The organism is Pantoea folii (assembly GCF_056678875.1).
In genome coordinates this window covers 1-12,437 of record NZ_JBWXON010000007.1, presented here as the reverse complement: position 1 = coordinate 12,437, position 12,437 = coordinate 1, and the positions used below count along the sequence as shown (strand labels likewise).

Sequence of the window (12,437 nt, the reverse complement as noted above, 5' to 3'; positions counted from 1 at the left end):
ATAAGGACTTTTGTTATGACCTCTGTCGTTGTGGAGAACGAACTGGATGTGCGCGGCCTTGGCTGCACGCTGTGGCGCGGTAAGCGCTGGGTTATCGGCTTTGCGCTGCTGTTTGCCTTATTGGCTTGGCTCGCCTCGATGCTGATGAAGCAAGCCTGGAGCACCACCGCCGTTACCGATCGTCCAACGGTTAACATGCTGGGTGACTTCTTCGTGCAGCAGCAATTCCTCAATAACCTCGATGTGCGTAACAACACGCTCAATCTCAACACACCCGCCCCAACAGTGATGGATGAGGTCTATCAGGAGTTCACTATGCAGTTGGCCTCCTGGGACACGCGCCGTGATTTTTGGCAGCAGACCGATTATTTCAAAAGCCGCAAAAGTGGCAACGCGCATAACGATGCCGCACTGCTGGATGATTTGATTACCAATATCCAGTTCACACCAGCGGATGCGGCGCATAACACGCTGGATAACATTAAGCTGATTGCCGAAACCGCTGGCGACGCGAATAACCTGCTGCGCCAATATATCGCCTATGCCAGCGAACGCGCGGCGCGCCATTTGAATGCAGAATTGAAGGGGGCATGGCAGGCGCGCAGCGCGCAGCTGCAGGCGCAGGTTACCCGTCAGCAGGAAGTGGCACAGGCGGTATTTGATCGCCAGCGTCAACGTATTGAACAGGCCTTAAAGGTTGCTAGTCAGCAGGGCATCAAAGAAAACCGTGCTCCGGCCATTGGCGAAGCGCTGCCTGACAGCGATCGCTTCCTGCTCGGACAGCAAATGTTGCAGGCTCAGCTCGATACATTGCAGGCCAGCGGGCCCGCTTACGATTTGAGCTATGATCAAAACAGAGCGATGCTGGGCACGTTGCAGGCAGGTGCGCAGTTGGATAAGCCCTTCCAGACTTACCGCTATCTGCGCACGCCTGAAGAGCCGGTGTCGCGCGACAGTCCGCGCCGAATGTTTATGATGATCATGTGGGGCGTCATTGGCGCGCTGGTGGGTGCAGGTGTGGCGCTGATGCGCCGTCCTCGTCCGACGTCACCAACGAGCCATTAAGAGAAGCCACGTGAAAGTTCTGACCGTATTTGGCACGCGTCCTGAGGCGATAAAAATGGCCCCGCTGGTGCAGGCACTGGCGCAGGACCCGGCGTTTGAATCGCGCTTGTGCGTGACCGCGCAGCATCGTGAAATGCTCGATCAGGTGCTGCGGCTGTTCAAGCTGCAGCCCGATTACGATCTCAATATCATGCGCCCGGAACAGGGGCTGACGGAGATCACCAGCCGCATTTTGCAGGGGATGAAAACGGTGCTCGCCGATTTTCAGCCCGATGTGGTGCTGGTGCACGGTGATACCACCACCACTTTTGCTGCTAGCTTAGCCGCTTTTTATCATCAGATTCCGGTGGGGCACGTCGAAGCAGGATTGCGCACCGGCAACCTGATGTCGCCCTGGCCGGAAGAGGCTAACCGCACCTTAACCGGTCATCTGGCGAGCTACCATTTCACCCCAACCGAGAGTTCGCGGCAGAATCTGCTGCGTGAGAATTTGCCGGATGACTGTATCGTTGTTACCGGCAATACGGTGATTGATGCGCTGCTATGGGTGCGCGATCGGGTGCTGGATGATGGCGATCTGAATGCACGTCTTGCAGCACGTTATCCGTTCCTTGATGCGGATAAAAAACTGATTCTGGTCACCGGCCATCGTCGTGAAAGCTTTGGCGGCGGTTTTGAACGCATTTGCAGCGCGCTGGCGCAGATTGCACGTCAGCATCCGCAGGCGCAAATCGTCTATCCGGTGCACCTCAATCCCAACGTCAGCGAGCCGGTAAATCGTATCCTGAGCGGCATCGACAATATCATTTTGATTGAGCCACAGGAGTATCTACCTTTTGTCTGGCTGATGAACCGTTCCTGGCTGATCCTCACCGATTCCGGTGGTATTCAGGAAGAAGCGCCATCGTTGGGCAAACCTGTTCTGGTCATGCGTGATACGACTGAGCGTCCGGAAGCGGTGGATGCGGGCACAGTAAAACTGGTCGGTACCGATATCAACCGGATTGTCGAAGAAGTCAGCCTGCTGCTGCAGGACGAGGAAGCCTGGCAGAGGATGAGTCGCGCGCACAATCCGTATGGCGATGGACAAGCCTGCTCGCGCATCCTGCAGGCACTGAAACAACACAGAGTATAATTATGCGTTTTGAAACCATTTCCGTTATCGGACTGGGCTACATTGGGCTGCCAACGGCGGCCGTTTTTGCCTCAAAGGGAAAAAAAGTGATCGGCGTGGATATCAATGTCCGCGCGGTCGAGACCATTAATCGCGGCGACATTCACATTGTCGAGCCGGAGTTAGGTGACGTGGTGCGTGAAGCCGTGCAGGCAGGTTTTCTGCGAGCTACCACGCAAGCCGAAGCTGCGGATGCCTTCTTAATCGCCGTACCTACTCCGTTTATCGGCGATCATCAGCCGGACCTGAGCTATGTACAGGCAGCCTCGTTGTCGATTGCACCGGTGCTGAAAACGGGCGATTTGGTGATCCTCGAATCGACCTCACCGGTTGGCGCGACCGAACAGATGGCCGCCTGGCTGGCGGAGGCACGTCCTGACCTGCGTTTCCCGCAGCACGGTGATAACTGTGACGTGTTTATCGCTTACTGCCCGGAGCGCGTGCTGCCCGGCAAAGTGATGGTAGAGCTGCTGGAAAATGACCGTGTGATTGGCGGCATGACGCCTGCGTGCTCAGCACGGGCCAGCGAACTGTATCGCATCTTCCTGCGCGGCGAATGTGTGGAAACCAACGCGCGTACTGCCGAGATGTGCAAACTCACGGAGAACAGCTTCCGCGATGTGAATATTGCGTTTGCCAATGAGCTATCGCTGATTTGTGCGGAACAGAAGATCAACGTGTGGGAGTTGATTGCGCTGGCGAACCGCCATCCACGAGTCAACATTCTGCAGCCCGGACCAGGTGTTGGTGGCCACTGTATCGCTGTCGATCCCTGGTTTATCGTGGCGCAAAATCCGGAACTGGCGCGTCTGATTCGTACCGCGCGTGAAGTGAATGATGCGAAACCGACGTGGGTGTTAGATCAGGTCAAACAGCAGTTGGCGGATTGCCTGACTGCCAGCGGCAAACGTGCTTCTGAGGTGACGATTGCCTGCTTCGGCCTGGCGTTTAAACCGAACATTGATGATTTGCGCGAGAGCCCGGCAATGACAGTGGCGCACCTGATTGCCGAGTGGCACAGCGGCAGCACGCTGGTGGTAGAACCGCATGTGGCAGACATTCCTGCGCGACTGGCCCATGAAGCGGCTCTGGTTTCCACCCAGGATGCATTGCAGCAAGCAGATATCATCGTGATGCTGGTTGATCACGCGCAGTTCCGCGCTATCGATGCCAGCGAGATCACGCAGCAGTGGATTATCGATACCAAAGGTGTCTGGCGATGAAACAGTTCCTGGTGACAGGTGGCGCAGGCTTTATTGGGTCCGCACTGGTGCGATTTCTGATTGAGCAAACCGACCATCAGGTGGTGGTGGTGGATAAACTCAGCTACGCAGGCAATTTAGCCTCTCTGGCTTCAATACAGAATGATGCGCGCTATGCCTTTGAGCAGGTGGATATTTGCGACCGAGCCGAACTGGATCGTGTCATGGCCCAATATCAACCGGATTGCATTATGCATCTGGCCGCAGAAAGCCATGTGGATCGCTCGATTGATGGCCCGATTGCCTTCATCGAAACCAATATCGTGGGCACCTATCAGTTACTGGAAGCCGCACGCCATTACTGGAATGGTATGGCGGATGAGCGTAAAAAAGGCTTTATCTTCCATCACATTTCCACTGACGAAGTGTTTGGCGATTTGCATGGCAGCGATGATTTCTTTACCGAAACCACGCCGTATGCGCCCAGCAGCCCTTATTCAGCGACGAAAGCCAGCAGCGATCATTTGGTTCGCGCCTGGTTACGCACTTACGGCTTGCCGATCATCGTCACCAACTGTTCGAACAATTATGGCCCTTATCACTTTCCTGAAAAATTGATTCCACTGACTATCATCAATGCGTTGGCGGGTAAGCCTTTGCCGGTGTATGGCAACGGCAGCCAGATTCGCGATTGGCTGTATGTAGAGGATCATGCGCGAGCACTCTACAGTGTGGTGAGCAGCGGCAAAGTGGGTGAAACCTATAATATTGGTGGTCACAACGAACGCCGTAATATTGAGGTGGTGGAAACCCTGTGCGATCTGCTGGACGAACTGGCACCGCAGCAGCGCGCCACGCATCTGACGCGCTATCGAGATCTGATCACTTTTGTCACCGATCGTCCCGGTCACGATCTGCGTTACGCCATTGATGCCAGCAAAATTGCGCGTGAATTAGGCTGGATGCCGCAGGAAACCTTCGAAAGTGGCATTCGCAAAACCGTGCAGTGGTATTTGGCAAACCCACAATGGTGGCAGGCGATTCTCAACGGTAGCTATCGTGGTGAGCGGTTGGGTTTAACCACGCCGCGCTGAGGCGCAATACAGGAGCAGCAACGATGAAAGGTATCATCCTGGCGGGCGGTTCGGGCACGCGTTTGCACCCTATTACTCGCGCTATCTCAAAGCAGCTACTGCCAGTTTACGACAAACCGATGATTTACTATCCGCTGTCGGTGCTGATGCTGGCGGGGATCCGCGAGGTCCTGATTATCACCACGCCGGAAGATCGCGCGCACTTCGAGCGTTTGCTCGGTGATGGCAGCGAGTTCGGCCTGCAGCTAGAGTATGCTGAGCAACCCAGCCCCGATGGTCTGGCGCAGGCGTTTATCATTGGTGAGTCCTTCATTGGCAATGACAGCTGCTGTCTGGTGCTGGGCGACAACCTCTATTTTGGCCAGGGCTTCAGTCCGAAACTGAAAAAAGTGGCTGCGCGCAGTAGCGGTGCGACGGTGTTTGCCTATCAGGTGATGGATCCCGAGCGGTTTGGTGTGGTGGAGTTTGATGACGACTTCAATGCGCTTTCCATTGAGGAGAAGCCGCAGCAACCTAAATCACGTTGGGCGGTAACCGGCCTCTACTTCTACGACAATCGCGTGGTGGAGTTTGCCAAACAGGTGCAGCCTTCTGCACGGGGCGAGCTGGAAATCACCGCGATTAACCAGATGTATCTTGAGCAGGGTGAACTCTCTGTCGAGTTGCTGGGACGAGGTTTTGCCTGGCTGGATACCGGTACACACGACAGTCTGATTGAAGCGAGTATGTTTGTTCAGACCGTGGAGAAACGTCAGGGCTTTAAAATTGCCTGTCTGGAAGAGATTGCGTGGCGCAACGGTTGGCTAAGTGACGAACAGTTGCTGGCGGCGGCGCAAGCGTTGACCAAAACCGGCTACGGCCAATACCTGATGGATGTTCTCCATGCCCGTCCGCGTCAGTATTAACCCCCTCGAGTGGGAAAGCGATTTCTTTGGCGTGAACAGTGCGCGTATCGACCTGGATGGCGACTTCACCCTTGCCGACGCGCTGCAACAGCCAGATACGTTGTGGCAGGCCAAAGTGCCCGCCGAGCGCACCGACGCCATTGATGCCTTAAGCCAGCACGGTTTTCAGCTGGTGGAAGGTGAGGCCGATCTGGCCATCAATATCAAACGCACCGAGCGCCAGGTTGGCGTGCGCATCGCGCGTGAAGCACAGATTCCGGCATTGCGTGAGGCGGCATCGCATGCCTTTCGCCAAAGCCGTTTTCGTGCGCCCTGGTTTAACGCCGATGACAGCGGTCGTTTCTATGCGCAGTGGATTGAAAACGCGGTACGCGGCACCTTTGATCACCAATGCCTGGTGGCCAGCGACGAATCCGGCCAATTACAAGGCTATGTCTCGATGCGTGAAGTGAACGGTGATGCGCGTATCGGCCTGCTCGCCGTGTTACCCGCAGCGCAAGGGCAGGGCATTGGTCAACGCTTGCTGTTGGCGGCAGCGGATTGGGGCCGCGTGCGACAACTTGAACGACTGCGCGTCGCGACCCAGCTTAGCAATCTTACGGCGATGCGCCTCTATTTACGCAGCGGTGCACGCCTTGAAAGCACCGCCTACTGGTTTTACAGGACAGCTACATGATCCCATTTAATGCGCCGCCAGTCGTCGGCAGTGAACTTGAATATATGCAGTCGGCGATGGCCAGCGGCAAACTCTGCGGTGACGGTGGATTTACCCGTCGCTGTCAGCAGTGGATGGAGCAGCATTTTGGCAGCAAAAAGGTGCTGCTGACGCCATCCTGCACCGCATCACTGGAAATGGCCGCGCTGTTAATCGATATCCAGCCCGGCGATGAAGTGATCATGCCGAGCTATACCTTTGTCTCCACCGCCAATGCCTTTGTACTGCGCGGTGCCGTGATCGTGTTCGTCGATGTTCGCCCCGATACGCTAAATATCGATGAAACCCTGATTGAAGCGGCGATCACCGAGAGAACCCGTGCGATCGTGCCGGTGCACTACGCGGGCGTGGCCTGCGAGATGGATAGCATCATGGCGCTGGCGGCGAAGCATCAATTGTTTGTGATTGAAGATGCGGCGCAGGGGGTGATGTCGCAGTACAAAGGACGTGCGCTGGGCACGATTGGTCATATTGGCTGCTTCAGCTTCCATGAAACCAAAAACTACACTGCCGGTGGCGAAGGTGGTGCGACGCTGATTAATGACGCGAAGCTGGTGGAGCGCGCTGAGATCATCCGTGAAAAAGGCACCAACCGTAGCCAGTTCTTCCGTGGTCAGGTGGATAAATACACCTGGCGCGATATCGGTTCGAGCTATTTGATGGCGGATCTGCAGGCTGCCTACCTGTGGGCGCAACTCGAAGCGGCTGAGCGTATTAACCAGCAGCGTTTGCGCCTGTGGCAGCGCTATTATGATGCCCTGCAACCGCTGGCGGCGGCGGGACGCATCGAGCTACCGATGGTGCCGGAAAACTGCCTTCACAACGCGCACATGTTTTACATCAAACTGCGCGACAGCGACGACCGTCAGGCACTGATTAACTGGATGAAAGAGGCGGAAATCCTCACGGTGTTCCACTACATCCCCTTGCACTCTTCGCCAGCCGGTGAACGTTTTGGTCGCTTCCACGGTGATGACCGCTTCACCACCAAAGAGAGTGAGCGCCTGCTGCGCCTGCCGCTGTTTTATAACCTGTCGGATAACAATCAGCGCACCGTTATCAGCTCGCTGTTGAGTTTCTTTGCCTGATGTCGTTAGCCAAAGCCTCAGTCTGGACGGCCTCATCGACGTTGGTAAAAATCATTGCCGGTCTGCTGGTGGTGAAACTGCTGGCGGTCAGCTTTGGGCCAGAAGGGGTTGGCCAGGCCGGTAACTTTCGCCAACTGATTACCGTATTGGGTGTATTGGCCGGCGCAGGCATTTTCAACGGTGTGACCACCTACATCGCGCAATTTCAGCAGCAACCTGAGCAACTGCGTGCCGTGACGGGTACGGCATCCACCATGGTGATCGGCTTCTCCACGCTGGTGGCGCTGGTGTTCTTGCTGGCAGCGGGGCCGATCAGTCATGCGCTATTTGGTCACGACGACTATGCCAACGTGGTGCGCATCGTGGCTTTTCTGCAGTTTGGCATTGCCTGGGCCAATCTGACGCTGGCCTTGCTCAAGGGGTTTCGCGATGCGCGCGGCAATGCGCAGGCGCTGATTATCGGTAGTCTGGTGGGCGTGCTGGGTTATGTGTTGTGCTGGTGGCTGGGTGGATATGCCGGAGCGTTAGTCGGCTTAGCGCTAGTACCTGCACTGTTGGTGTTCCCGGCACTGCTGATGCTGCGCCGTCATCGTCAGGTACTGCCACTGCGCTGGTTAACACCGAGCTGGCAGCCGGATTTGGCGCGAAATCTGGCAAAATTCACCCTGATGGCGCTTATCACCTCCGTGACCCTGCCAGTGGCGTGGGTGATGATGCGTAATCTGCTGGCCGAACAGCAGGGGTGGGCGCAGGTAGGCCTGTGGCAGGGTGTGACCAGTATTTCCGATGCCTATCTGCAATTTATTACGGCGACTTTTAGTGTCTGGTTACTGCCGACGCTGGCGCGACTGGAAAGTAAGCCGCAGATTGCGCGTGAAATTGGGCGTGCGCTGCGTTTTGTGTTACCTGCAGTGGCGGCTGCGAGTTTCTGCGTGTGGTTACTGCGTGACATTGCCATCTGGCTGCTGTTTTCACCGCAGTTTACCGCGATGCGGGACCTGTTTATCTGGCAGTTATGCGGTGACGTCTTTAAAGTTGGCGCCTATGTTTTCGGATATCTGGTGATCGCTAAAGCTTCACTGCGCTTTTATATTTTGACGGAAATCAGCCAGTTCGTGCTGCTGACCGCGTTCTCACATTGGCTGATTCCATTACATGGAACCGCCGGAGCCGCACAAGCCTATATGGCGACTTACGTGCTCTACTTCGCCCTTTGCTGTGGCGCCTTTATGATTTATTGCCGAAAAAAATGACTTTATTTCACGTGCTGGGATCGGATATCCCACATCATAACCATACGGTGTTGCGCTTCTTTAATGAGGTGATGAGCACCGAATTGCCGGGTGCTGGACCGCGCCAGTTTATGGTGGTGACTTCAACGCCTGAAGCGCTGCAAGCTTATACCGCGCTGCAGATTGAAACCTATCCCAGCAAGCGCGCGCTGGCGCAGACGGTGATAACCCGTGCGGCTGACCGCACGCAACGCTTCTTCTTTCATGGACAGTTTAATCCGCAAATCTGGCTGGCTTTGCTCAGCGGTAAATTACGGCGTGAGCAGGCGTTCTGGCACATCTGGGGCGCTGATTTGTATGAAGAAGGGCGTGGCCTGAAGTATCAGTTGTTTTATCTGCTGCGCCGTATGGCACAGCGTCGCATTGCTCACGTGTTCGCAACGCGTGGGGATTTGCACGCTTTTCAACAACGCCATCCGCGTGTGCTCACTTCACTGCTCTATTTCCCAACCCGCATGCCCGATGCCGCAGTGCCGGGCGGTAGCGCGACCGGTGATTTCACCGTGCTGTTGGGTAACTCAGGCGATCGCAGCAACAACCATATTGAAGGCTTGCAGGCGATTCGAGCGCAGTTTGGCGATCGGGTGAAAATACTGATCCCGCTGGGCTACCCGGAAAATAATCATGAGTACATCGAAGAGATCAACACGGCCGCGCAGCGCCTGTTCCCCCAAGGTCAGGTAACCTTATTGCGCGACAAGATAGATTTTGACACCTATCTGCAATTGCTCAGCGACTGTCAGCTCGGCTATTTTATGTTCGAGCGCCAGCAGGGTATTGGCACCTTATGTTTGCTGATTCAGGCCAATATTCCCTTTGTGCTGAACCGCAAAAATCCGTTCTGGCGCGACCTCAGCGAACAAGGGTTGCCGGTTCTTTTTAGTGAAGATGCACTGGATGCGTCGAGTGTGGCTGAAGCTCAGCGTCAGCTGGCACAGTGTGATAAATCCGCGATTGCCTTTTTCGCCCCTGGTTATCTGGCTGGCTGGCGCAACGCGTTGACCCTGAGTGAAAGGGAGAGAACATGAGCCTGATGCAGTTTAGTGGTCTGCTGGTGGTTTATCTTTTCTCGCTGGGCTTCATTTTGACGCTGACCTGGCGGGAATTTAAACGGGTGCGCTTTAACTTTCACCTGTTCTTCACCATTTTATATTTGCTGACTTTTTATTTCGGGTTCCCGCTAACTAGCGTGTTGGTGTTCCGTTTTAATGTGGAAGTGGTGCCGCCGGAGTACCTGTTGCAGGCGTTGCTGGCTGCCACCAGTTTCTACGCCATCTATTACGTCAGCTATAAAGTCCGCTTAAGGCCGATTAACGCTGCGCCGCGTAAATCCTGGCTGCAGATGAACCGTGTTGAAACCCATCTCACTTGTCTGTTGTTAGCGCTGGTGGCGATTGGCACGGTGACCGTGTTCTTTATGCACAACGGCCTGCTGCTGTTCCGACTCTCTGCGTATAACCAGATTTTCTCCAGCGAAGTGTCCGGCGTAGCGCTCAAACGCTTCTTCTACTTCTTTATTCCGGCGATGCTGATTCGCTATTTCCTCACCCCCACGCAGCGCCAGTGGCTGGGGTTTTTGCTGGTGTCGGTGGCATTTGGTTTACTGACCTATGCGCTGGTGGGCGGGACGCGAGCCAATATCATCATCGCCTTCGCTCTGTTCCTGTTTATCGGTATTACGCGCGGCTGGATCACCTTGTGGATGCTGGTGGGCGCAGGCGTGATGGCGATTGCGGGTATGTTCTGGCTGGCACTGCGGCGCTATAACCTCGATGTGGTGGGCGATGAAGCGTTTTACACCTTCCTGTATTTAACGCGTGATACCTTCTCCCCCTGGGAAAATCTCGCGCTGTTGTTGCAGAACTACGACAAAATTGACTTCCAGGGCTTAGCACCGATCTGGCGTGACTTTTATGTCTTCATCCCGAGCTGGCTCTGGCCTGGCCGTCCATCGATTGTGTTAAACAGCGCCAACTACTTTACCTGGGAAGTGCTGAACAACCATTCAGGGCTGGCGATTTCGCCGACGCTGCTGGGTTCGTTGCTGGTAATGGGCGGCGTGTGGTTTATTCCGCTGGGTGCGATTGCCGTCGGCTGGCTGATGAAAGGGTTCGATAACCTCTATCTGCAAGGCCGTGATGCTTCAAACCGCTATAGCGGGGCGATTCTGCAGAGCTTCTGCTTCGGCGCGGTCTTCAATATGATCGTGCTGGCGCGTGAAGGGCTGGATGCTTTCGGTTCGCGCGTGGTGTTCTTTTGCATTATTTTTGCTGCCTGCATGGCGGTGGCTAAATTGCTGTACTGGCTGTTAGCGCGCGCGGGTTTAATTCGCTCACGTAGCGAGCCGGTGGTTCACAGCCTGTCTTAACCTTTGGGAACATTATTCATGAAAACCGATAAGCCGCGCTATAACCTGCGCGGTGTCGATCTTCACGCCTTTAACGACATGGACAGCTTCCTGCACTTCTTGCTGCCGGATGGCAAACCGCGCTGTGGTACGCTGGTGGCGATGAATGCAGAAAAGATGCTGACGCTGGAAGAAGATGCGCAACTGCGTGCACTGATTGCTGAAGCGGAATTTAAATATCCGGATGGCATTAGCATTGTGCGCTCCTTACGCAAAAAATATCCGCAGTTGCAGGTTAGTCGCATCGCTGGCGCCGATCTGTGGGAAGCCCTGATGGAGCGCGCAGGCCGCAGCGGCATTCCGGTGTTTCTGATTGGTGGTCGTCAGGCGGTGCTGGATGAAACCTGTGACAAACTGCGTCGTCAGTGGAATGTGAACATCGTCGGCAGTCAGGATGGCTATTTTGCCCCGGCAGAGCGTGAGGCGTTGTTTGCGCGCATTGCGGCCAGCGGTGCACAGATTGTCACGGTGGCGCAGGGCTCGCCGCGTCAGGAGTTGCTGATGCGTGATTGCCGCGCGCACTGGCCGCATGCGCTCTATATGGGCGTAGGCGGTACCTACGATGTTTTCACCGGCCACGTTGCGCGTGCACCGCGAATCTGGCAGAAATTAGGTCTGGAATGGCTCTATCGTTTGATTCGGCAGCCTTCGCGTTGGCGCCGCCAGTTAAAACTGCTGAAATATTTGCGCTATCATTGGCGTGGCGATCTCTGATATCGCCGATTTATTCAGCAATATCATCAGTGCAGGCAGCAAAACTGCATTAATAATCGACGGAATGCACAAAGCGTAATCAAACGCGTTTTTTTTATAAAAAAGCGCTGGACAGTATGAGGTCAAGCCCGTAGTATGCCCATCCGCAACGGCGCTACGCGCCCGTAGCTCAGCTGGATAGAGCGCTGCCCTCCGGAGGCAGAGGTCTCAGGTTCGAATCCTGTCGGGCGCGCCATTTAGTTTGTGCGCAAGAGCTTCGGTGGTTGGTTTTAACCGCGTTATGCAGTGAAAATAGTAAGCAGAGATGCTTACGCACCAGAATTATGGTGGCTATAGCTCAGTTGGTAGAGCCCTGGATTGTGATTCCAGTTGTCGTGGGTTCGAGTCCCATTAGCCACCCCAAATTTTGCTGGGCACGCGATGGTGGCGGAATTGGTAGACGCGCTAGCTTCAGGTGTTAGTGTTCTTACGGACGTGAGGGTTCAAGTCCCTCCCTTCGCACCAGGCAAAATTACGCGGTAGCGTGAAGAAATAAGATACAGAAAAAATCGGCGAGTAGCGCAGCTTGGTAGCGCAACTGGTTTGGGACCAGTGGGTCGGAGGTTCGAATCCTCTCTCGCCGACCATATTCGAAAAGCCTGCTTGAAAAAGCAGGTTTTTTTCGTTTTATCCTTCCCTAAACTGATCTTATCCTTTTCAGCAACTCAGCAACTCAGCAACTCAGCAACTCAGCAACTCAGCAACTCAGCAACTCAGCAACTCAGCAACTCAGCAACTCAGC

The 12,437-nt window shown here is 55.1% G+C and carries 11 protein-coding genes and 4 tRNA genes; all 15 read left to right on the top strand.

Annotated elements, in window-relative coordinates; translation table 11 throughout:
- The first annotated feature begins 15 nt into the window (after positions 1-15).
- The 15 genes from wzzE to AC1MDE_RS10040 all read left to right on the top strand — a co-directional run bounded on the left by wzzE (position 16) and on the right by AC1MDE_RS10040 (position 12,282).
- Positions 16-1,065, top strand: a complete 1,050-nt coding sequence (gene wzzE / locus AC1MDE_RS10110; RefSeq protein ID WP_480344530.1) for an ECA polysaccharide chain length modulation protein — start codon at positions 16-18, stop codon at positions 1,063-1,065.
- A 10-nt stretch (positions 1,066-1,075) separates the two neighbouring features.
- A complete protein-coding gene (wecB, locus tag AC1MDE_RS10105; RefSeq protein WP_034827841.1) occupies positions 1,076-2,200 on the top strand; it encodes a non-hydrolyzing UDP-N-acetylglucosamine 2-epimerase in 1,125 nt (374 codons plus the stop codon).
- A gap of 2 nt (positions 2,201-2,202) precedes the next feature.
- The gene (wecC, locus tag AC1MDE_RS10100) at positions 2,203-3,462 is read left to right on the top strand and encodes a UDP-N-acetyl-D-mannosamine dehydrogenase (protein WP_480344529.1); all 1,260 of its coding nucleotides are present in this window, start codon (positions 2,203-2,205) and stop codon (positions 3,460-3,462) included.
- The gene (gene rffG / locus AC1MDE_RS10095) at positions 3,459-4,535 is read left to right on the top strand and encodes a dTDP-glucose 4,6-dehydratase (RefSeq protein WP_097118510.1); all 1,077 of its coding nucleotides are present in this window, start codon (positions 3,459-3,461) and stop codon (positions 4,533-4,535) included. The genes wecC and rffG overlap by 4 nt, the downstream gene beginning before the upstream one ends.
- Positions 4,536-4,558: 23 nt before the next feature.
- Positions 4,559-5,440 carry a glucose-1-phosphate thymidylyltransferase RfbA gene (gene rfbA, locus AC1MDE_RS10090; protein ID WP_097118511.1) on the top strand — a complete coding sequence of 294 codons (882 nt, stop codon included), beginning with the start codon at positions 4,559-4,561 and terminating at the stop codon, positions 5,438-5,440.
- Positions 5,418-6,116 (top strand): dTDP-4-amino-4,6-dideoxy-D-galactose acyltransferase, encoded by a 699-nt coding sequence (gene rffC / locus AC1MDE_RS10085; protein WP_034827844.1) that lies wholly within the window; start codon positions 5,418-5,420, stop codon positions 6,114-6,116. Before rfbA ends, rffC begins: the two co-directional genes overlap by 23 nt.
- On the top strand, positions 6,113-7,243 hold the full coding sequence (gene rffA, locus AC1MDE_RS10080) for a dTDP-4-amino-4,6-dideoxygalactose transaminase (protein WP_058960375.1): 1,131 nt from the start codon (positions 6,113-6,115) through the stop codon (positions 7,241-7,243). Before rffC ends, rffA begins: the two co-directional genes overlap by 4 nt.
- Entirely contained in the window at positions 7,243-8,496 is a 1,254-nt protein-coding gene (wzxE, locus tag AC1MDE_RS10075) for a lipid III flippase WzxE (RefSeq protein WP_480344528.1), read from the top strand. The genes rffA and wzxE overlap by 1 nt, the downstream gene beginning before the upstream one ends.
- Positions 8,493-9,563 carry a TDP-N-acetylfucosamine:lipid II N-acetylfucosaminyltransferase gene (gene wecF, locus AC1MDE_RS10070; protein WP_480344527.1) on the top strand — a complete coding sequence of 357 codons (1,071 nt, stop codon included), beginning with the start codon at positions 8,493-8,495 and terminating at the stop codon, positions 9,561-9,563. Before wzxE ends, wecF begins: the two co-directional genes overlap by 4 nt.
- Complete coding sequence (gene wzyE, locus AC1MDE_RS10065) at positions 9,560-10,903, top strand: ECA oligosaccharide polymerase (RefSeq protein WP_479397923.1); 1,344 nt, start codon at positions 9,560-9,562, stop codon at positions 10,901-10,903. The genes wecF and wzyE overlap by 4 nt, the downstream gene beginning before the upstream one ends.
- A gap of 18 nt (positions 10,904-10,921) precedes the next feature.
- On the top strand, positions 10,922-11,656 hold the full coding sequence (gene wecG, locus AC1MDE_RS10060; RefSeq protein WP_058960371.1) for a lipopolysaccharide N-acetylmannosaminouronosyltransferase: 735 nt from the start codon (positions 10,922-10,924) through the stop codon (positions 11,654-11,656).
- Positions 11,657-11,814: 158 nt separating this feature from the next.
- Positions 11,815-11,891 (top strand) — tRNA-Arg (locus AC1MDE_RS10055).
- 91 nt (positions 11,892-11,982) lie between these two features.
- Positions 11,983-12,058: transfer RNA gene (locus AC1MDE_RS10050), tRNA-His, on the top strand.
- A gap of 15 nt (positions 12,059-12,073) precedes the next feature.
- A tRNA-Leu gene (locus AC1MDE_RS10045) sits at positions 12,074-12,160 on the top strand.
- A 45-nt stretch (positions 12,161-12,205) separates the two neighbouring features.
- Positions 12,206-12,282, top strand: a tRNA-Pro gene (locus tag AC1MDE_RS10040).
- Positions 12,283-12,437: the final 155 nt, after the last annotated feature.